This is a genomic window from Vibrio sp. D173a (genome assembly GCF_030248475.1).
In genome coordinates, this window is the sequence record NZ_JAHGAH010000146.1 from 1 (window position 1) to 20,088 (window position 20,088).

The window sequence follows — 20,088 nt, forward strand, 5'->3', positions numbered from 1 at the left end:
AACCATTTTTTTGAATGGGAGTGCGTGAATGCCTTGCGTGATCATCAAGGCTATCTAAAACAGATCATTCACAAGTACCCAGAGCACTATGCTGGTATGGGCTTAATGTGAGAGTAGAGGAGCAAACCGTGAAGGGACTCAAAAGATTGACTAGGAGGTCAGAATAAATAACACTGTATATGTATACAGTAAATCGTTTGGAGGTGAAGTATGTTGTGGGAAACCCTAGAAAGAGTAAACCGCTTACGCCAACAAGCACTTGCGAATGCTGAATTCGTAGAGTCTGCAAAGGAACATGAAGAAGCTTTGCAAGACCAAGAGTATCATTACCAACCAAGAAAGCGTTCAGCCAAGGACAAACAAGGTAAGAAGTCACTGGCCGATATCTATAAAGAAGTAGAGTTTGGCGCTGACGCACGTCATTAACTGGTTCAACAACGCTGCGGCTCTCATCTTACTTTTCTCACCGCCGCAGCTTTATTACCAGCGGGTGCTGTGCAATTGCCACACTCGCTCCGCTAATAACAATCATGATTCACCCTTTAGTGACAATGTCACTATTAATATGTCGAAAGCATAAAAAAATCCCCCGAACAGTCGGGGGATTTTTTAGAAATCTGCTTTACGTACAAAATGGGGGTTCTTGTACTTTTTCTCGGGGCCAAAAGTCGAAACCACCAATTTATTCCACAGTGTTTTGTCAAACTCGCCTTTAGGGATAGAAGGGTAAAGTGTCTCTTCCTCTTCTCTCGCAAAGTTCATGTACTGCTTTTTCTTGATTTGGTTGTACTTTTTAGCGACCTGATTGTGCTTTCTCACCCATTCAAGCTTGTAATCATGCAGGACTTTTTCACCTTTCTCTGCCTCCATTCGCGACAAGAAAAGGCGTTTATATGAGACCTTTCTGTCTATCATGGTGCGCATGACGGTTTGAATGTATTTACCGTGATGAGTAATGGTGATGTCATTCTCATCGATAGGAGAAATACACCAGCTCTTGGGTAAAAAGCTTGGCTTCTTGAATTGCTTATTACGTTCCATTAGCACCTGATGAAGAACTAAATCAGATGTGCCGCGGAAAGTTTTTTGCCATTTAGCGATTCGTATTTGTAGCGAACCTGGCAAGCGATAGATGTTAGTAAACTTATCTTGGTCCATGGACTTCCGTCATGAAATTAATATGCAATATGGAAATAGGCAGACGCGAGCAACCAAGCTAAGCGCAGAACGCTTTACTTGAGGTTAGTCGAGTCGGTTAATAATGCGATTTTACAACGACCTCACAGGTAATAGCGAGTGGTTATGTCAATAATAGGTAAGAAATAAAGAAATTGTTTAGATTATTAACGGAACTTTAGCATAAAGAAAGCCCGCAGCATGGCTAACGGGCTTAAAGTCAGTGTTGGCTTGTCGTGTAGGCTGTTTAAACAGCTTCCTCGAATTGCTTGTCGTCTTCCTCTTCGATTTGCTGAATATGACGATTCGCTTGTTGAAGTTGGTACATTTGCGCGTAACGACCATTTTGTTTTAACAGCGCTCTGTGCGTGCCGCTCTCTACTAAATCTCCATGGTGAAGAACGATGATTTGGTCGGCATCTAAAATCGTCGATAGGCGGTGAGCGATTACTACAAGCGTCATATCTTGACGAAGCACTTCAAGGCTTTTTTGAATTAACGCTTCTGTACCTGAGTCAATGTTTGCCGTCGCCTCATCCAAAATCAGAATCTTAGGCTTAGCGACAAGTACACGAGCGAGTGCAAGCAATTGTTTTTGACCTGCCGATAGGTTTGTTTCACCTTGGCCAAGCTGAGTATCCAATCCATTCGGATAACAACGAATCTGTTCAGCTAATCCCACTTTTTCAAGTGCATCCCAAATCTGCACATCTTCTATCGTTCTTCCCAAAGAGACGTTTTCACGCACACTGGCAGGGAGAATATGTGGGTCTTGCTGAACCATGGCAACGTCTTTGCGCAGTACGTCTTTGCCTAAAGACTTCAACGGACGCCCATCAATCAGCAGTTCACCGATTTCGGTTGGGTAGAACCCCATGAGCAAAGAAGCGAGAGTGCTCTTACCGCTACCGGTGTGGCCAACAAGCGCAATAAAGTCTTGATGCGATGCTTTCAGCGAAATGTCTTTCAAGACGTCTTGTTTGCCATCGTAGCTGAAAGTTAGGTTGTTAAGCTCAATCGCGCCAGTTTGCAGTGGCTTATGGTCATCGCCGTAAGTTTGCTCTTTCGCATCGATCAACTCGAATACACGCTCACTCGATACCAATGCTTGCTGAAGCAATGCCAACTGCTGTGTCATCTCGATCAAAGGCTCGGTTACGCGCGCTAGGTAACTGATGAAAGCGTACAGGACACCCACACCAATCAGTTCGACACCATTAAAGCCAAAAATAGCCACAAGAGAGAGTAGGGCAAGGCCTGCAAGTAAATCCATCAGGGGGCGTAAGAGGTAGCCATTCAAGCGAATCACTTTTTTAGAGGCAACCAGATGGTCGTCGGTTAGGCCGTTAAACTGTTTGTTGAAACGTTCTTCTTGCAGCATTAACTGCACCACACTCATTCCTTGAATGGATTCACTCAAATTGGCGTTAATGTCGGTCAGCAGATCACGCATGTTTCGATAGCTTTCTGTGCTGAGCTTTTTGAACAAGTACATAAAGCCGATCACGATTGGTAGCAGTACCAACAAGACGATGGTCAACTTCCAACTCATGTAAAACATCACGCCCAACATCACCAAGATCATCACTGCGTTTTTCACCACGGTGGCGATAAGTAACTCATAAAACTGTTGCAGCGATTCTGTATCGTTGGTGATTCGAGACACCAACTTACCCGCAGGAGTGTAGTCAAATGCCGATAAAGGCTGCTTTATCACACCAGAGAAAACCTGCTTGCGAATCGTTTTGATCGTGTTGGTTGCCACAATACTGAATTGCAATGATTGGAAGTATTGAAACACCGCCGAGATAAGTTGTAAGGCAATGTAGCCTGCTGCGAGTGATATTAAAATGTCGCGCGAGTAATCCCCTTTAGCGATGTGTTCATCAATAAAGTATTGAACAAGCCATGGCCCACCAGCGCTGGCTAACGCCGCGATAAACAGTAGTGCCAAGCCTTTTAGCATGGGTTTTGGCTGCGACAATGGGTAAGACATTAACCGTTTAAACGTTGTCGATTGCTTCATGATTAGTCCTCCATTGCCTGTTCTAGTTTTTGGTACTGGTACATTTCCGCATACCACCCCTGACGTTCCAGAAGTGTCCCATGCTGGCCGCGCTCGGCAATGTGTCCGTGATTGAGCACCACAATCTCTTCTGCTGCTTCCAGAGCAGTGAGGCGGTGGGCAATAACAATCAATGACTGCTCACGGTAGTAAGTTTCTAAGTTCTTTAGAATCTGGTGCTCGGTACGACCATCCACAGCAGACAGGGCATCATCCAATACCAATACTTGGGCATTGAGCAGCATAGCGCGTGCAATAGCGATACGTTGTTTCTGACCACCAGAGAGGGTGATGCCTTTTTCACCCACTTCTGTTTGATAGCCTTCAGGAAACTTCTCAATATCGTCGTGAATACAAGCCAGTTTGGCTGCTCGATAAACGTCTTCTTTTGATGCGCTAGGGTTGCCCAGAGCAATGTTTTCGAAGATAGATTTAGAGAACAAGAACGGGCTTTGGTTAACCACTGCGAAACGCTCTCGCCACTCTGGCAAAACTGCGTCCTTAATTTTGACATCACCAAATTGAATCGTACCGTTATCCATATCGTGTTGGCGAAGCAGTAAGGTTAGTAACGTGGATTTACCACTACCGACAGGTCCCGCAATGCCGAGCATTTTTCCTGGCTCAAGGGTGATGTGAACATCAGTTAGTGCTGGTGGCAGCTCTTTAGACCAGTGGAATTCGTCAATCTTGATCTGCAAAGGCAAAGGTTGAGTGCCTAATGGCGTTTCACCACTGACGATCTCTGGCTTCTCGTCGAAGATTTCTTGCAGACGGTTCCACGCAGCAGAGCCTCTTTCCAAGATATTAAACAGGAATGCGAATGCCAGCATCGGCCAGATCATAAGGCCCAAATACATAGTAAAGGCGGTCAAATCCCCGAGTGTGATATCACCTTGGTCAACTAAGTAGGCACCAGAAGCAACACTCAAAAAGAAAGACATGCCGATGGTCAGCTGAATCGCTGGGTCGAAGCGTGCATCGACACGAGCAACGGCGATGTTCTTCTCACCCGTATCATCGACAACCTCTTCAAAACGTTGCTGCTCTTGGTTTTCTAACCCAAAAGCACGCAGCATACGCACGCCATTTAGTGACTCTTGAGTCATGTCTGACATCGTAGAGAAGGCTTCTTGTGCGATTTTGAATCGTTTATGCAGAATACGTACGATGAAGAAGATAATGATGGCAAGAAACGGCATCGGCAATAGTGCCATTGCGGTTAGCTTCCAACTGATTTGCGTCACCATGATGATCAGTACAGCGATACCAGTGATCAGAGAATCGGCTGCGGTCAAAACGCCTTCACCAGCAGTCATGACAATGTTGCGCACATCGTTCGTACCACGAGCCATTAGGTCGCCGGTTTTGTATCGTTCAAAGAATCGAGGGGGCTGAGTAGAGACATGACGATAGAGGCGATTACGCAAAATAGTGCCTAATTCCCAACTCGCGCCAAATAACCATATCCGCCATAGAATTCGACAGCCATATATTGCAAAAAATAGCACGATAAGTCCTAATAACCACATCACTAAGGTACTGGTTTCGAGGGTATTATCGACCACGCCATCAACAATAATGCCGACCGCTTTGGGAGGGACAAGCTGAAGGGCGGAAATGACGGCAAATAGTAGGATTGACCCCACATACTGCTTCCACTTTAGTTGGAAATACCAACGTAGCTGCCAGAATATTCTCATTTCGCCTCCTGCTTAAATTATTGAATTTATTATGGAACCATTATTGAGCGAATGGATGAGTTTACAAGCATAATTTTTGAGCGAAATGAAAAACAACACAATGTATCGATTTTATAGAGGCTCTATGAATCGCAACCTTATGTATTGCTGAAAGGCGAGGATGTAACAAGATATTGTGAAATTATTGTTAAATGCTATTTTTGCGAAGTTCTGTCTCAAAGACGGGGAAAAGCTCCAAAAGTATCACTCTTGAAGCTGGTTTTTATCGGTTTTAGCAGTCTCTGGTTTGAATTCCGTATTTTATTTGACCACCTGCGGTTTTCGGATAATACACCTCTACGTAGCAAAGATGAAAAATGTCGACAGGCTTATTTGCGAAGCCGATAAGAAAGTAGGGTTCTTCTTCGTCTTCGACGCCATACAAGCGATTGATGGTTAACTGAGGATCAAATCCCGCCAAATCGTGAGCCGGAATCACATTCTTAATATAGCCGTAATAGCCAATCAAATCGTTAACGCCGTCGTTGTCCAAGTCAATGTTCATCAGCTCTCCAGAATCGACGTTTTCTTGCGACTGGATCACGGCTTTTGCGTAGACCTGATTGTTGGCGGTCATCAGCGCCTCACGTGCACCATACAAGACAGCGATGCGTGCATCCTTCTGGATACCAAGAAATTTTGGGAGCGCAACGACACTTACCACGCCAAGAATGACGATACAAACCACCAATTCTATCAGTGTAAAACCTTTGGTATTACGCACAACCAACCTCCGAATATGTGTTTTTATAGTCTGCTATTCTGGAATAAAATTATGGTTGTAAAGGTATTGAAAAAGAATGAAGTTATGCGATGAATGGTTCGGTTCTAATATATAAAACAAGTTGCTTAAAATTGCAGGAGAAACTCATTCATTCTCACACAAAAAGTAAGCCTTCTCTCAATAAGAAGAGATGAAATACGTGTTGGAATAAGGCGTGGAACATGATGCCCTCAATCGTGAATTCCCTCTGGTGAGTGTGGCATTTGTATCACTAACGCACTGGAGAAGTTTATCAGGGTAAATAAAATCGGCTTTTGGCGACGAGAGGTAGGTTAGTTTATCTCAGAAAGAACAAATTCGACAAAAGTACGATTTTTAAGGGAAAGCTGTTTTGAACGGTAAAGCAGGTGGATCGGCTTTGGCTTGGGAGTATGTTGATGGAGAATTTCCACCAATGCGCCAGATTGGATTTCTTGTTCAACTAAGATCTTTGGTTGCAGCAGAACGCCAGAGCCTTTTAACGCGGCAAACTTCAGCACATCACCGTTATTAGACGTTAATCGGGTGTTGCGGTTTCCAAAGGTATTAGATGGCATATTCACCACTTGTTGGCTTTCCCCTTGGTGATAGTGAAAGCCCAAACAATGATGATGCTCTAAATCTTCAAGTGACTGGATAGGCTTATGCTGCTCAAGATAAGAGGGGGAAGCGCAATAAGTCATGTGGTATTCACCCAGCTTTCTTGCGACTAACGACGAATCGACTAACTCTCCGATACGAATAATCACGTCTGCTTCACTTCGATATGGGTCAATCAAATTGTTATCCAACATCAGCTCAACGTTTAAATCGGGAAATTCTGCTAAGAAGTCAGCCACGATGGGTGCAATGACCTTTTTGCCATAAGTGACAGGGCAGTTAACTTTCACTGTTCCGGTTGGACGGTTAATAAGCGTCTGGATTAAGTTCTCTGCGTTGGTGATGTCTTCAATAATGCGATGGCACTCTTGATAGTAGAGTCTGCCAGCTTCAGTTAGGGACTGTTTGCGCGTGGTGCGATGAATTAGCTGTGTACCTAAGCTTTGCTCAAGAAAGCTCACGTGCTTGCCAACCATGGTTGGTGAAATATCAAAGTGGTGTGCGGCGTTACGAAAGCTGCGATGTTCGACCACGTAAGCAAAAACTTTCATGCTTGTTAATTTGTCCATTGCACACCCAGAGTTGATAAAAAAATAACTAAAGCAGAGTTTATCAATCATATGAGGTTAATTACAGTGGACGTATGATTAAGAGTGGAGAAAGAGATCCATCATGAGCAAGACGATTTTTGTTACCGCCGAACTGAAAATGAATGCCGATAAGCCAAGACAACAAGTGGTTGAGACCATTGAACAATTTTGCCTTGATATGCAGAGCGAAGCTGGGTGTTTGCAAGCGAATGCGACCTACGATTCGAAAGACCCACTGCGTGTGATTCTTTGGGAGCGATATGAAAACCGCGCCGCGATTGAAGCGCATTTTGCTATGCCGCATACACAAGCGTTCATTGCAGCTGAAATGGCAGAGTTAGTCCAAGCATTCGAAACTCAAGCGCAATAGGAGACGTGAACATGAAATGGGGCATTTTAGGCACAAGCTTTATCTCAGGTGTCATGGCAGAGGCAATCCAAGGCGATGACAAGAGTAAGCTCTACGCAGTTGCTGGACGTTCGGAACGGAACTTGAATGCATTTGCTGAGCAATATGGCATCGAGAATACCTTCACCGATTACGATGCGTTGATTGCCGATGAACAAGTCGACATTATTTACATCGCACTGCCAAATCACCTTCATCATGACTTTATCGTCAAAGCGGCAGAGCAGGGTAAAGCGATTCTTTGTGAGAAGTCACTTTCGGTAGATATGGAAAAAACTGAGCTGGCTCTAAAGGCAGTCGAATCGCACAAGGTATTCTTTGCTGAAGGCTTGATGTACTTGCATCACCCGTTGATCAGCGAGTTACTTTCGGTGCTTAAATCGGGAGAGATCGGTGAACTTCGCTCCATCCATACTTCTTATATTGCGTCGATTGCGCAGTTTGTTAATCCAGACAGCAAAGGTGCTTTGTATAATTTAGGTTGCTACCCAATATCATTGGTGCACTTGGTGGTGAAAACCATGTTGGGTGAACAAGCCTTTGGAAACCGCTCTATGACGGCGATTGGTCGACGAGGTAACGATGGGAATATCTGTGAATCGAGCTTGATGATGCAATTCGGTGAGCAACAAACGGCGAGCGTGCATACCGCCGAAGATCACGGATTGAAACACCAATTCACCATTCTGGGTAGCAAAGGCTGTATTACGTTAGACTCGAACCCATGGCTCCCAACGCAAGATAACCAGTTTAGTGTGGAAATTTACGAGACGTCGAAGCGTGAAGTGTTTGTACCGGCAGCTGGGGACGCTTTCTTCTATCAAGTGCGCACTATTCGCCAAGCGGTTGAGGAGGGGCGTACCTCGTTAGAAAACCCTTGTGCAACATGGGAAGACTCTCACCGCATTATGCAGATACTGACTGAGTGGGAATCACTGGCTTCAAAGTAAGTCTGTACTTTAACCAATGAACATAAAAACGGCGCACTAAATCCAATGATCAGTGCGCCGTTTGTATTTTGGGTTTAATCTCGGTTAAATGCGATTATCGCCGGTGCTGAACGCAATAACTTGGCTGATTTCAGACAGGCTTCTGCCACTTTCTTGTTGCCATTGCACAAACGCTTTGTTGGTGGCGTCGAGCGACTTTTTAGTGTCTTTGCCACCTTCAATGATCTTGCAATTACGCAGGTAAGCCTCAACGTCGCTAGACAAGATAAAGGTATCAACGCCCATTTGGCGAAGTGTGTAAGGACCGGTATTTCCACCTAGGCGATTACCGTGTTTCTTCAAATATGCCCATAGGTCGGTGATTTTCTCTTGCGGCCAATCGGCAACCATTTTGCCAAACGAGCCGTATTCGATTTTTGCTTCGTGGATCATACGAGCGTTGGCAGGAATCGACATGACTTTGGTGAGGTGGCGAATAATGCGTTTGTCGGTTGCTTTGGTTTCCCATTGCTCGTCTGACAGCATCAACAACGGCTCAATCTTAAATCCGAAGAATACTTCTTCGAAGTTCGGCCATTTGTTGCGAACCACGCTCCACGAAATCCCACTTTGGAATACCTTCATCGAAAAAGCGGCCAACCAACGGTCGTCGGGAATCGCTGCCAATTCTTCTTTGCTTAGTGGATGAGACAAAAGCGCTTCAAGTTGATCTTCACCACCTTTACGCTCGGCAGCGCGCTGATAAATCGCGTCAAATTTTTCGATACTCATAAAAGAAGTTAGTCCTGATTTATGTCGATATTTACGAAACATACTACGCTTAAGTGGCTGAATCGTAAATTGATGGAGTGTCACAAATGAAGAAGGTCACATTAACGTTTGTCGGGGAAGGTTCGGATCGTATTGCAGAAAAATTCTATGCGTGGATGACGGACGGTGGGTTAGAAGACAGCATGATTGAGAATTTATCTGACCGTGAAATCTCAGTTGTTGGCATCAGTGATATGGATAATGAAACGCGTGATGTGGTGATCAATACGGAAATGAACTAACGAGCCGACTTTCATCAGCTATTAGAATCAGATAAAACAAAGCCCTTCACTTGAAGGGCTTTGTTGCGCTTATAAGCATGGGAGCTTAGTTATTTACCAGCGTCAGACCGCTTGGTAGTGCGTCACCGAAGATACGCTTCGATTCGCTCTCAGATAGCTCTTTGACTTCTTCAACCAGTGATACCCAAGATTCAGGTACCTTGCTTTGCTTGAGCTTAGTGAGAACTTGTTCACGGTAGTCGTCAGAGATATCAAATAGGCGGTCGCCCGTCTTACGACAAATCATTACGGCCGCGAAAGCGATCATTGGCTCTTTCTGCCAGTTCTGTTCCAACAGCTTAGGTAACCACTGTTCCGCTTGTTCGCGAGGAATGACATTATGCTGGCTGCCATACAAAGGCGTACGCGATGCCAAGCGACCCATTGCCCACCAGTGCGCTTGTTCGAACTGATTGTGGTTGATGGCTTTGCTCAAGAACCACGTTGCTAATAGAACTTTGTCTTCGACTTCTAGGTGTTCAAGCGATGCCGCCAATCGAACCATGGATTCATAACCCATGTCTTGTGCCGCTTTGGCTGATTGTGGGTTTTTCATCGCGCCAGGGTGTAGGAATTTCGCGATATCCGCCAAGATGTTCTCTTGTTGCTCTTGGCTTAATCCACCTGCGATACGGCGCCAGAACACCCACCAGTCAGTCCAACCTTGATGGTTCTTAAACTGAATGTTTTGTTGGTAGAGACCCCAAACTTGTTCAATGCGCCATGAGTCGGTTGGATCGCCAAAGCCCGGACGCAGTGCAAACCCTGCCAAACGAAGCCAGTTTTTCTCGTGCTGTTCAGAGCGACGGCGACGTTTACGACCTTGTGCAAAGGTATCGAACAGTTGACGTAGGGTCGTGAAATCCCACTCATCGCGCTTGCCAAGTTTCTTCTCAAGATCTTTGGCTAAGGTTTTGATCTCTTTGCTTTCCGCGCTTTTCTTATTGCCGCTGTAAAGGCGAGCGATCAGCTCCTTACATTCGTTCAACTTAGGGTGAAGTTTAACTTGTTCACTGTCGTCAGTTTGCTTGTTACGAACTTCGAATTCCAGCTCCCAACGTTTGTTATCGTCTTCCGCGCTGACACATTCCATCTTAAGCGTGCCGACTTCCGTCAACTGACACGCCAGTTGTACTTCTACGCGCTCTTTTTGGTTGGCTTGCAGTTCGGCTCCTTCACCTTCAAGGGTGGTGATATAAGGCGGCAGAGGGGCAAACAAGTCGGGATCAACGTCAACCATCACACCGTTTTGAATGGCGGTGTTATTGGTTAAGGTATCGTGGGTAGAAGTCAGCAGGTTAAAGCGAACGGGCTCACCTAGGGTAAGTGAGAAGCGACGACCACTTAAGCGGATCTCGTGACCTTCTTCTGTGCCTTTTGCGAGCAAACAGAGCGCTTTACCCATCTTGTTCTTCTCTTGAAGATGTAAGAAGTAAGAACGCGCTGCACCACCACCAATTTTAAGTTGTGCGCCACGACGTGCTTTACCAAATGCAACGGCACCTAGCGCAACAGACCAATCTGGATGTGGGTTGTCTAATACCGTAACCGGAGCACCGCGCCAATTGGAAAGGAGGGTAGTGACACGTTCTGTCACAAGCTCACTGTTGAACACACCACCATTAAGTAGCAAACCGACTGGAATGGCGTTTTGTTTGTCGTCTTCAATGCTGAGAGCGGCACGAGACACTTGCTGATGCGTCGTTAAGAACTCGGCTACGTGTTTGCTCACTGCTGGGTCAGCAACGTATGGAAGGCCAAACTCGACAACGGCGCTGCGACGTTTGTCTGGTACTTCACTGAAATCAGAAAGCGGGAAGAAGCCATCCAAAGCGATTTGGTGTACTTCTTGTTTGCTCAGCCCAATACTCTTTGTTCCACCAAGAAGTTTCGAGCCGCTGCCTAGCATGGTGATTTTTACTTCTTCAGGTGCACTCGCTGAAAGTAGGTTTTCTTTCGCCTTGCGAGTTTGCTGTATCAGCTTAGTCAGGCTTGCTGCAGTGAGCTTCTTACTTTGTTCCCCTTTATTTTGAGAAAGGCGGCTCTCTGCAAGGTGCGCTAATGCTAAGTCGAGGTTATCACCGCCAAGCATCAAGTGCTCGCCAACGCCAATACGATCAAGGGCTAGCTCATTTTGTGAAGAGAAACTTGCTTCAATCAAGCTTAAGTCGGTGGTACCACCACCCACATCGCACACCAGAATCAGCGGTAACTCTTTGAGTTCATCAGCTGCGGTTTGCTGGTGGCGTGCGTACCAGTCGTAACATACGGCTTGTGGCTCTTCGAGCAGGACGATTTTCTTTAAACCTGCCAGCTCAGCCGCTTCAAGCGTGAGTTTACGAGCGGTTTCATCGAACGAAGCTGGAACGGTCACAACCATATCTTGGTCTTCTAGCTTGTTGCTAGGGTGACGGTAGTTCCATGCTTGGCGAATGTGGTTGAGGTAGCTTGCACTGGCAATGACAGGTGAGACTTTATCTACGTCTTGCGCACCAGCCCAAGGAAGAATATCTGAGCTACGATCCACTGCTTGGTGCGATAGCCAGCTTTTTGCACTGGATACCTGACGTCCTTCTACCTTTGCGCCTAATTCACGAGCCCATTCACCCACGATCACATTACTAATGTCGCCAGATACAGTTTCGTTTTCCCAAGGGAGTGTCAGGTCAGAAGGGGAGATTTGACCAACCGCTGGGTGATAGCGGAAAGAGGGCAGCAGTGGCTTACGAACCACTTCACCCGGACCAATCAATTGGTCGATGTCGAATAGGGATACTTCGGATTGTTCAAGGTTGTCGGTGATTTCACAGTACGCCACCACAGTGTTTGTGGTGCCAAGGTCAATACCAACAAGAAAACGAGGAGATGCCATACAAACCTTCGTGTATTTAAAAACGGCACCCGATTGGATGCCGTTTGATTTCTATTTATTCTTCTTCGTTTGAGTTGCTTTTCGCGTCTTCGCGCACATCGAACTCAACATGCCATTTTTGACCGTTATCAGCGGCAATGGCTTCTAAGTAAAGCGTACCAAGCTCTGTCACGCGAGAGGCTAGGGTTACCGGAACCACTTCACCTTCACGGCGCCCTTCAGATACTGGCAGCGTTACTTGGATTTCTGGAAGCTCTTCAAGCTCTTCTGGTGCCCAGTAGTCTAGGTGAGTACCTGCTAGGTCATCACGACGAACCGTTGAGCCGAAGAATTGGAAGTTAACTGGCTGACCGATGATCAAACCAAACTCTTGGCTTGGTACGTCAACGCTTGAGCCTTCTTCCATACCAAATGGTGCCACACACAGTGCTTCCATTGGAGGCGCCATGCCCGGAATCGCTGGCATCGCACTTTCGATACCCACGTAGTAAGCCGAAGCAATACCACCACGGATACGAACGCCTTGTCCACGGCGCACAGAGCCGTAGTAAGCCGCACCGCTAGCAACCGCAAGGTCTAGATCCACACCTGTTAGGCGTTTTGCCATTTCTGCATCTGCTTCAATTAGCCATTCGTTGATCGTGTCTTCTAAACGAGTTGCTAGAAGTTTCGATTTCAGAACACCACCGTTGAATAGGATTGCGGTTGGCTTGATGAAGTCAGCTGACTGCGCTGCATCCGCACCTGGCATACCAGGCATGTTAGCGAATGGGTTGAAATCTTGGGCTGTTGCTTCTGCGCCATTTCCTGAAGCAGAAAGAGCATTGGCTTGTTTAGACAAGAACGCAGCAATGTGACGAGTAATGCCTGCATCTTGTGCGTAAGGCAGACCCATTTGCGTTAGTGCACCACGGTTACGTTGAACAGGGTGATCAGCAATCGCAACTTGAGGGAAGAAGCCGTCAACCAGTGTTTGTTGTACTTCTTCTTGAGTCAGTTCTGTTTTCAGCGTTGCGCCAAGCAGTTTAGAACCACGGCTTGGTACTACAATTGGCACTGACTGAAGTTCGCTGTCGTTCAATAGCGCTTCTTTCGCGTCACGACATGCGTGTGTCATTGCCTGAACTTGCCATGGCTGTAGCTCTTTGCCTTCTTGCGCTAGCTTCATCTTTAAGCGGTACGCAAGTGCAAGGTCCATGTTGTCACCGCCAAGTAGGATGTGTTCACCTACCGCGATACGGTTCAGAGTTAGGTTGCCGTCGTCTTCAGTTACTTCAACCAAAGAAAGGTCAGTCGTACCACCACCGATATCGACCACAAGCACGATGTCGCCAACTTCAACTTCGTCGCGCCATTTGTCGTTGCTGTTATCGATCCAGTTGTAAAGCGCTGCTTGTGGCTCTTCTAGAAGCGTTAGGTGCACAAAGCCAACGTTACGTGCTGCTTCTGCAGTTAGATCGCGAGCAGCAGGATCAAAAGAAGCAGGAACTGTAATAGTTACGTCTTGATCGGCAAGGTTGTGATTTGGTTTCGTGTGATTCCAAGCGTTTTTTAGGTGCTCTAGGTAAAGCTCTGTCGCACGAAGAGGGGATACTTTTTCCACTTCTTCTGGGCTACCTGCTGGTAGGAAGGCATCACGACGATTCACACCAGCGTGGCAAAGCCAAGATTTCGCACTTGCAACAAGGCGAATTGGCGTTTTCGAACCTAGGTTACGTGCAATTGCACCAACCAGAGCTTTTGGCTCGCTCGACCACGGAAGAACGCGTGATTGCGGGTTCATTTCGTGCTGGTGCGGCTGGTATAGGAAAGATCCTAATTGGCTGCGAGTCTCTACCGTGCCCGGCGCAGTCAACTGCGGGATAGGCATCACTTCAACGCGAGCGTCCTCGTTGTATGTATCAACAAAAGACATGACACAGTGTGTTGTACCTAAGTCGATACCAACACTGAATTTAGGCGTCTGTTGAATTTCAACAGACGCTTCTTGAGAATGGTTTTCTTGGTTCATGTGTTCCATTACAGCTCAACCTCAGCTGGAGCGATCACAGATGCATCGTAGTTCTCAGCCAGTTTAGGCAACGTCATTGATGTTGCTTTCCAACCTTTGTGAACTAGCGTGCCGTTGAATGGCGCGCTGCCTGTTACGTTGCCAGTTAGGCGGATTTCTTGTGGGTTGAAGCCTTCTTCAACCGTAATGCGAGTTTCTTCGTCTTCGTTACGAACGTGCGCTAGCGTCACGTAGTCGTTCAGTACTTTCTGACCGCCAGTGTGGATTACGCGAGCAGCTGCGCCTACTTCTTCATCAGAGAATGACGTTAGGTCTTCTTTTAGGAAGTCAATCAGACGAGCTTCTTGTTGCATCATAGATAGCAACTGCATTGCAGAGTCCGTTGATGCTGTTGCAAGTTTTGATTCAACTTCTACAACACGCTCTACGACTTTCTCTACTTCCACTACTTTTTCTACTTCAACGATCTTCTCAACTGGCTTCTCAACCTCGACGATTTTCTCGACCGGTTTTTCTACCACTTTCTCGACCACTTTTGATTTGCGCGATACCGCGATCAGAAGAAGCAAAACACTCGAAGCTGCCAAACCAGCATGCAGCATATCGAACGTTTGAGGAATTAGGTTCAAATCAATGTTCATGACGTTTTTTCTCTTTCTATTGATTTATTGGTGCTCAGTATTGGCTCATGTGTTTACTAAAAGGATCGTCTTTGCGACCTGCACCAAGTTTAGACATTAAAATGATGGTGGATGGTAGCATATTCAAGGCTTAAGACTGTAATAATTCGTGAATATACCGCATGATTAGCATGAAAAATCAACGATTAGACGGAGCGGCAAACGTTGTTGCTTGATGTTTACCCACATGTGGCGCAGTATTTCCATCATTATCGAAGCATTACACGCAAAAAACGTGGAACACGAAATGACATATAGCACGGCTCAACAGAGCATTTTCAAACGATATTCTGCTTCTATTGTAGCCTTTATTACGGTCATTATTGTTGCCGCAGGCATGGTGGGTGTTGCCTACAAAATCCAACAGCGTTACACCATGACCATCTTTGATACCTTGGCTGACCGCCAAGCGGAATCTCTCAAACTTGCGGTGGAAAACGATCTCGAATTCATTGGTGCTGGGGCCAACTTCTTTCACTCCGTCGACAAGTCTTACTGGACGCAATTTCCTTACTACGCGAAACAAGTGGTGGAAGGTTCACAGAGCTTAATTGGTTTGCAGTGGATGGAGCGTGTGGCGCCAAATGAGCTTGATGCTTACTTAAAAAAGACCCGAAAAACCTATCCTACTTTTGAGATTTTTACTGTACCAAAAGACGGCCCAAGAACTCAGGGTTATATCCTTGAAAACAGCGCGCCAGCCTTTATTGCAACAGACATCTACCCAAGAACCGAAACCAATTTATCATTACTGGGCTTTTACTCATCACGTTTGCGATTTGAATTGATTCTTGATGACATTATTAAGAATAATCGCCCAAACATTTCTGACAAAGTTCGCCTGCTACAAGATGGATACGATCAATCTTTAGAAAAGTCAGGCTTGCTGGTTTATCACCCAGTTTTTAGCTACGACAAACACGAGCTGCTTGGTGTGGTCATTGGTGTGGTACGAAGCACCGTGTACTTTGACCAATTGATTACTAAAACTGCCACAGAGCTAGATATGTCGGTCAAAGTTGAGGACATGGGCTTTGATGCTTACGACGATCCTGCGCTGTTCAAAAGCGCCGATTGGGATGGGTTGAATGGCAAAATTATCAGTCGGACCATTACGCTGCCAAATCGTGAATGGCAAGTTGAGTTCAAATTGTCAGAATCGGTTTCTGCTTGGGAGCGTTCAGTGCTTTACGGCACCGGCATCGCAGGCTTAGTCATCGCTCTGTTGATCAGTTATATCGTCAACCTTCAATCTCGTGAGAAAGAACGCCTAGCGGTCATGCTTGATAGTAAAACCGTGGAGCTGAAGCGTATGGCGGAATTAGACCCATTGACCCAATTGCTCAACCGACGCGTATTTAACGATAACTTGCTGCACTACATTAATGGTGACGTTAAGTTCTCTTTGGTTGGCTTCGATATCGACCGCTTCAAACTGATTAATGATAAATATGGCCATTTGGCTGGTGATGAAGCGTTATTGCATGTGACGAAACTGGTGAATGCGAATCTACTTGATGGTGACCGTTTTTACCGAGCAGGTGGTGATGAGTTCTGTATCTTATCGCAGGTAACGGATAAAGAAGAGCTTGCCACCTATCTAGACAAGTTGCGTGGCATCGTGGCGAGTTCACCATTTGACTACGAAAGCACGCCTATCATTTGCTCCTTGAGTATCGGTGCCGCGGTGCACAAAGGTGAAGATCCTGAGAGTTTGTTCCATAAAATGGACGTGCAGCTCTACCAAAGTAAGAAAAATGGTCGAAACTCTGTATCGATCGGCGATTAATTCAGCGAGCAAATTCGAGTTTTGAGTTTGGTTACGGTAAAATCTCACGCTTTCAAATTTACGTTAGGAATCAAGACAAACTATGAACCATAACCGTATCGTCTGCTTCGATTTAGAAATGTGCTGCTGGAATGAAAACGGCTTGGGTAGCACGGGCGAGATCATTGAAGTTGGTTTGGCTGAAATAGATTTGTCGAAAGGTGAAATCGTAAAACGCGCGCAATACTACGTGAAACCAGAGCACGATGAAGTCTCTCTGTTCTGTGCTGAGTTAACCGGTATCACGCCTCGTAAGATTGAAAAACAAGGTCGACCACTAGAAGAAGTACTCAAGTCGATGCTAAAGAACTTCGGCGGTCGTAACAAGATTTACGCGTCTTGGGGACGTGATGATCTTATTCTGCTAGAAGAGTGTCAACAAAAGGGCATTGATGCCCCGTTTACCGAGTTCATTAACTTAGCGACGTTGTACCGAATCCAAAACCGTCTTAAAGACAAACGTATTGGCCATAAAGCGGCGCAAGAAGCGAAAGGTATTGAGTGGGAAGGCCGCCAGCATTCGGGTTACGTGGATGCGTACAACTTAGCGAAACTTGCACTGACCATGCTGTAAACCTAGGCTTTCATCAATCTTTCATTGGAATTCAGTCTTCTCGTCATAAGCCGGCACTAAATTAGTTATTAATAGATAACAACAATGTTGGCTTGGCTCTGGAAGGAAAGGCGATTTGTTTAGGCTGAATCCAAGATAGAGACACAAAAACGCGCTCATGTAGCGCGTTTTTTATTGGTTGTTACTTATCCTGGGGCTGCTTTACTGAGATTGCAGCTTCGCTCGAATAAAGTCACTGTGGTCAACATAGAGCAGTTCGGCCGTTTTACGAATGACGGCATCTTCTAACGGATCAACTTCTCCATCAGCGTACGCTACTTCCCACATACTCTTGATGAGATCATAGCGGGTTTCTTGAGAAAGCTCACGCAGCTGAGATGTAAAGTCATAAAGGGAAGTCGACTCACTCGATTTGCTTTGAGCTTGAGCGAGGAGGGTGTTGGTCTCTTCTTCCGTCAATGAGAGCAATTTCATGATCAGAGAACGTTTAGTTGCTTGCTCTCTTTCATCGATTTGATGGTCTGCACCCGCCACTTCACAAAGCAAGCATGCTATCGCCATATTGGGTGACAGTGAGTTGGATTGGCTAAGGTCTGAGCCTTCAATAAGTTGTTTAAATAATGAAGTAAGCGAATTAAACATGTTAAACACCAAGCTGTAATCTATTTATTTAAGATGGTAATGGTTCGAGAAAATCTCAAGGTCTTGAAGCAATTTGATCAAGAACTCATACGATTGAGAAGGTGATTTTGCTCAATACTCTGTTTGACCGCAAAAGCGCTGATTTATTCCTCAACTTGTGTTGGAGGGAAATATATTGAGTCACCTTTACCTGTTAAAATACTGATATTACTTGGCTTTCCATCTTCATCTAGTCTCAGCTCGCCAATCGCACTTTGGTTCACTAATCGGTAGAAATTGTGATTGCTTGGGGCGCGTTTAAAAATCTTCAAACGCTTGCGCTTTGTGAACAAGTTCAATGGTGAGCGAGGGCTATACAACATGCGATCCATAGCATCACATGCGCTCAGCAGTTGTGCAGGAAATTGGTTCTTAATCCCACTGCAAGTGATCTGATAGATGTTTGGGCTATTGCGGCGAAAGCGCAACTTGATGTCATAAGCGAAAGAGTAGTGCACGTCACCAGAGAGAATCACGAAGTTAGTTGGTGTCTTGGTGTGAGTGAAAATACTGATTAAGGTATTCGCACTGCCGGGGTGCGCCATCCAGTTTTCTGCGTCAATCAGCAATGGCTGACCAAAGCCCGTCATGATGCGTTGCAGCGTTTCAATAAACTTCACACCAAACATGGGCGCGGCAGAGACAATGATCACTTTGTCTTGATGCATCAACTCTTGTTGGAATTCAATCAAGGCTTCCCAATCCATCAAACCCGATGGTTTGTTCATACGAGACTCTGAGCGCCAGCGACGAGTACGCGTATCCAGCACCACCACTTTTGGTGAGGTGTGAATCGTGTAGTGCCAATCTTCAAAACGATACAGGTACTTAATGAACTCGTCTTGGGATTCTGAAGTTAGCTGTTCAAAGTAGCGACGCGCATGCTCCATAAATGGAGCGTTGAATTTTTCTGGCGCGTTTCCCCAACCTTGGCACAGCCAGTAAGCGATCAGACTGTTACCAATGATGCGATGCGAGAAGAGGTTCTCATTGGCTGCTTTTTCCCAGCCAACTGTGAGATTCCAATCGTCGGTCACGTCATGATCATCAAAGATCATGTAAGTAGGAACATGAGCGAGCAAACGCTGGACTTTATCCAAACCTTCAACAAAAGCATCGATGTGAACTTTCTCGTCACGCCAATGCTGCTGCCATTTTGGCTCTAGTGTTTTTCCGCCCGTGGTGAATTTTCTATCCAATAAACGTTCGCGATTGACTAACGTCCAAGGCACTGGAGACCAAACGAGTAGGTACATCGCAAACAGTTCCGCAAAACTAATGAGATGGTTTTCACATTCGCGCGAGCTGAAGATGGGCGTGCCACGATGAGGTAAGAACTTGCTCAGTAAGCTGCCATCGTCAACGTAGTGGGGCAGAATGTTATCTCGGCCATAAAAGCAATCTGGGCTTTGATACAGCTCTTGCGTGTTTTTAATCGGCGCTTGTTCGAACTCTTCATCGGGTAAGCCTAACAACTCGATCAACTGTTCGATGGCGTCCAGCATTGGCCCCGCCACATGATCGGCATAAATTTGATCGCCGCTCATGATCAGTATATCTGGGCGGTCTTCTATCTGCTGGCTAGCAACTTTTGCGTCTGCTTGGACGAGTGTGTCCTTACTAAAATGATGTGGGTTACGACAAGAACCGTGCAATACATAATCAGCTTTTTCGCTGATCAAGAATTCTACACCTTGTGCTGATTGCTTATCTTCGCCATAGATAAGATGGGGCATCAACTCGGTTAACAAACCGGATTGAGTTTGGAGCTGATAACGCAGTGCACGGTGGGTAGGAAATTCGCCTTGCAGCGTCAGCATGCAAACCCAAGCACGTTTACCGACTTGTAATAGGTGCTCTTTTGATACAGGCTGAGAATAGTATTGTTCACCCGTGCCAGCATCGCTGATTTCAACCACGCCTTCGAGAGGTTGCGTTGTCACCAACCAAATGTTCACTTCCGTTGCGGTGACTTTTCTTAAAATCGGACCGGCAATAATTAGGGGAAGAGAGGGGTGTTCGTTGGTATTGAGCGATGTTGGCAAAGCGGTTTCCT

Annotated in this window: 17 protein-coding genes; 6 read left to right on the top strand and 11 right to left on the bottom strand. The window is 46.0% G+C overall.

What is annotated here, in order from left to right; all coding sequences use genetic code 11:
• The first annotated feature begins 210 nt into the window (after positions 1-210).
• Positions 211-426 (top strand): hypothetical protein, encoded by a 216-nt coding sequence (locus KIV40_RS15750; RefSeq protein WP_005442113.1) that lies wholly within the window; start codon positions 211-213, stop codon positions 424-426.
• Between the two features lie 183 nt (positions 427-609).
• Here the strand turns inward: KIV40_RS15750 and KIV40_RS15755 are convergent, their stop codons facing one another.
• From KIV40_RS15755 to KIV40_RS15775, 5 genes are all read right to left on the bottom strand, one after another.
• Entirely contained in the window at positions 610-1,158 is a 549-nt protein-coding gene (locus tag KIV40_RS15755) for a hypothetical protein (protein WP_005433911.1), read from the bottom strand.
• A gap of 265 nt (positions 1,159-1,423) precedes the next feature.
• Positions 1,424-3,202, bottom strand: a complete 1,779-nt coding sequence (locus KIV40_RS15760; RefSeq protein WP_285350149.1) for an ABC transporter transmembrane domain-containing protein — start codon at positions 3,200-3,202, stop codon at positions 1,424-1,426.
• 2 nt (positions 3,203-3,204) lie between these two features.
• Positions 3,205-4,944 carry an ABC transporter transmembrane domain-containing protein gene (locus KIV40_RS15765; protein ID WP_228175682.1) on the bottom strand — a complete coding sequence of 580 codons (1,740 nt, stop codon included), beginning with the start codon at positions 4,942-4,944 and terminating at the stop codon, positions 3,205-3,207.
• A 271-nt stretch (positions 4,945-5,215) separates the two neighbouring features.
• Positions 5,216-5,707: a type II secretion system protein gene (locus KIV40_RS15770; RefSeq protein ID WP_285350152.1), complete on the bottom strand. Its 492-nt coding sequence runs from the start codon at positions 5,705-5,707 to the stop codon at positions 5,216-5,218.
• A 332-nt stretch (positions 5,708-6,039) separates the two neighbouring features.
• The gene (locus tag KIV40_RS15775) at positions 6,040-6,915 is read right to left on the bottom strand and encodes a LysR family transcriptional regulator (RefSeq protein WP_285350153.1); all 876 of its coding nucleotides are present in this window, start codon (positions 6,913-6,915) and stop codon (positions 6,040-6,042) included.
• A 103-nt stretch (positions 6,916-7,018) separates the two neighbouring features.
• Between KIV40_RS15775 and KIV40_RS15780 the strand changes: the two genes are divergently transcribed.
• Positions 7,019-7,306: a putative quinol monooxygenase gene (locus KIV40_RS15780; RefSeq protein ID WP_009698079.1), complete on the top strand. Its 288-nt coding sequence runs from the start codon at positions 7,019-7,021 to the stop codon at positions 7,304-7,306.
• Positions 7,307-7,317: 11 nt separating this feature from the next.
• Positions 7,318-8,295 carry a Gfo/Idh/MocA family protein gene (locus KIV40_RS15785; protein WP_053053455.1) on the top strand — a complete coding sequence of 326 codons (978 nt, stop codon included), beginning with the start codon at positions 7,318-7,320 and terminating at the stop codon, positions 8,293-8,295.
• An 84-nt stretch (positions 8,296-8,379) separates the two neighbouring features.
• Here KIV40_RS15785 and KIV40_RS15790 read toward each other — a convergent pair whose 3' ends face one another.
• The gene (locus KIV40_RS15790; protein ID WP_017819464.1) at positions 8,380-9,066 is read right to left on the bottom strand and encodes a DNA-3-methyladenine glycosylase I; all 687 of its coding nucleotides are present in this window, start codon (positions 9,064-9,066) and stop codon (positions 8,380-8,382) included.
• An 86-nt stretch (positions 9,067-9,152) separates the two neighbouring features.
• Here KIV40_RS15790 and KIV40_RS15795 point away from each other — a divergent pair, with 86 nt between their 5' ends.
• The gene (locus KIV40_RS15795) at positions 9,153-9,347 is read left to right on the top strand and encodes a hypothetical protein (RefSeq protein ID WP_005377692.1); all 195 of its coding nucleotides are present in this window, start codon (positions 9,153-9,155) and stop codon (positions 9,345-9,347) included.
• A gap of 85 nt (positions 9,348-9,432) precedes the next feature.
• On the opposite strand, the gene KIV40_RS15800 is transcribed toward KIV40_RS15795, so the two are convergent.
• Genes KIV40_RS15800 through KIV40_RS15810 form a run of 3 tightly spaced genes read right to left on the bottom strand, consistent with a single transcriptional unit; the run spans position 9,433 to position 14,910 of the window.
• Positions 9,433-12,258, bottom strand: a complete 2,826-nt coding sequence (locus KIV40_RS15800; protein WP_285350156.1) for an Hsp70 family protein — start codon at positions 12,256-12,258, stop codon at positions 9,433-9,435.
• 55 nt (positions 12,259-12,313) lie between these two features.
• Positions 12,314-14,278: an Hsp70 family protein gene (locus tag KIV40_RS15805; protein ID WP_285350158.1), complete on the bottom strand. Its 1,965-nt coding sequence runs from the start codon at positions 14,276-14,278 to the stop codon at positions 12,314-12,316.
• Positions 14,278-14,910 (bottom strand): DUF2760 domain-containing protein, encoded by a 633-nt coding sequence (locus KIV40_RS15810; protein WP_285350159.1) that lies wholly within the window; start codon positions 14,908-14,910, stop codon positions 14,278-14,280. Before KIV40_RS15810 ends, KIV40_RS15805 begins: the two co-directional genes overlap by 1 nt.
• Positions 14,911-15,196: 286 nt before the next feature.
• On the opposite strand from KIV40_RS15810, the gene KIV40_RS15815 reads away from it, so the two are divergent.
• Together KIV40_RS15815 and KIV40_RS15820 are read left to right on the top strand one after the other, a co-directional pair.
• Entirely contained in the window at positions 15,197-16,738 is a 1,542-nt protein-coding gene (locus KIV40_RS15815) for a sensor domain-containing diguanylate cyclase (protein WP_285350161.1), read from the top strand.
• An 82-nt stretch (positions 16,739-16,820) separates the two neighbouring features.
• Positions 16,821-17,351, top strand: coding sequence for a 3'-5' exonuclease (locus KIV40_RS15820; protein ID WP_285350162.1), 531 nt, complete (start codon positions 16,821-16,823; stop codon positions 17,349-17,351).
• Between the two features lie 201 nt (positions 17,352-17,552).
• Here the strand turns inward: KIV40_RS15820 and KIV40_RS15825 are convergent, their stop codons facing one another.
• Positions 17,553-17,993 carry a TerB family tellurite resistance protein gene (locus KIV40_RS15825; protein WP_285350163.1) on the bottom strand — a complete coding sequence of 147 codons (441 nt, stop codon included), beginning with the start codon at positions 17,991-17,993 and terminating at the stop codon, positions 17,553-17,555.
• A 143-nt stretch (positions 17,994-18,136) separates the two neighbouring features.
• Positions 18,137-20,077 carry an alkaline phosphatase D family protein gene (locus KIV40_RS15830; RefSeq protein ID WP_285350164.1) on the bottom strand — a complete coding sequence of 647 codons (1,941 nt, stop codon included), beginning with the start codon at positions 20,075-20,077 and terminating at the stop codon, positions 18,137-18,139.
• Between the last annotated feature and the right edge of the window lie 11 nt (positions 20,078-20,088).

Excerpts from the sequence above, each read along its gene's own strand:
- KIV40_RS15750 (WP_005442113.1), top strand. The coding sequence starts at position 211 with ATGTTGTGGGAAACCCTAGAAAGAGTAAACCGCTTACGCCAACAAGCA.
- KIV40_RS15755 (WP_005433911.1), bottom strand. The coding sequence starts at position 1,158 with ATGGACCAAGATAAGTTTACTAACATCTATCGCTTGCCAGGTTCGCTA.
- KIV40_RS15760 (WP_285350149.1), bottom strand. The coding sequence starts at position 3,202 with ATGAAGCAATCGACAACGTTTAAACGGTTAATGTCTTACCCATTGTCG.
- KIV40_RS15765 (WP_228175682.1), bottom strand. The coding sequence starts at position 4,944 with ATGAGAATATTCTGGCAGCTACGTTGGTATTTCCAACTAAAGTGGAAG.
- KIV40_RS15775 (WP_285350153.1), bottom strand. The coding sequence starts at position 6,915 with ATGGACAAATTAACAAGCATGAAAGTTTTTGCTTACGTGGTCGAACAT.
- KIV40_RS15780 (WP_009698079.1), top strand. The coding sequence starts at position 7,019 with ATGAGCAAGACGATTTTTGTTACCGCCGAACTGAAAATGAATGCCGAT.
- KIV40_RS15785 (WP_053053455.1), top strand. The coding sequence starts at position 7,318 with ATGAAATGGGGCATTTTAGGCACAAGCTTTATCTCAGGTGTCATGGCA.
- KIV40_RS15790 (WP_017819464.1), bottom strand. The coding sequence starts at position 9,066 with ATGAGTATCGAAAAATTTGACGCGATTTATCAGCGCGCTGCCGAGCGT.
- KIV40_RS15795 (WP_005377692.1), top strand. The coding sequence starts at position 9,153 with ATGAAGAAGGTCACATTAACGTTTGTCGGGGAAGGTTCGGATCGTATT.
- KIV40_RS15800 (WP_285350156.1), bottom strand. The coding sequence starts at position 12,258 with ATGGCATCTCCTCGTTTTCTTGTTGGTATTGACCTTGGCACCACAAAC.
- KIV40_RS15805 (WP_285350158.1), bottom strand. The coding sequence starts at position 14,278 with ATGGAACACATGAACCAAGAAAACCATTCTCAAGAAGCGTCTGTTGAA.
- KIV40_RS15810 (WP_285350159.1), bottom strand. The coding sequence starts at position 14,910 with ATGAACATTGATTTGAACCTAATTCCTCAAACGTTCGATATGCTGCAT.
- KIV40_RS15815 (WP_285350161.1), top strand. The coding sequence starts at position 15,197 with ATGACATATAGCACGGCTCAACAGAGCATTTTCAAACGATATTCTGCT.
- KIV40_RS15820 (WP_285350162.1), top strand. The coding sequence starts at position 16,821 with ATGAACCATAACCGTATCGTCTGCTTCGATTTAGAAATGTGCTGCTGG.
- KIV40_RS15825 (WP_285350163.1), bottom strand. The coding sequence starts at position 17,993 with ATGTTTAATTCGCTTACTTCATTATTTAAACAACTTATTGAAGGCTCA.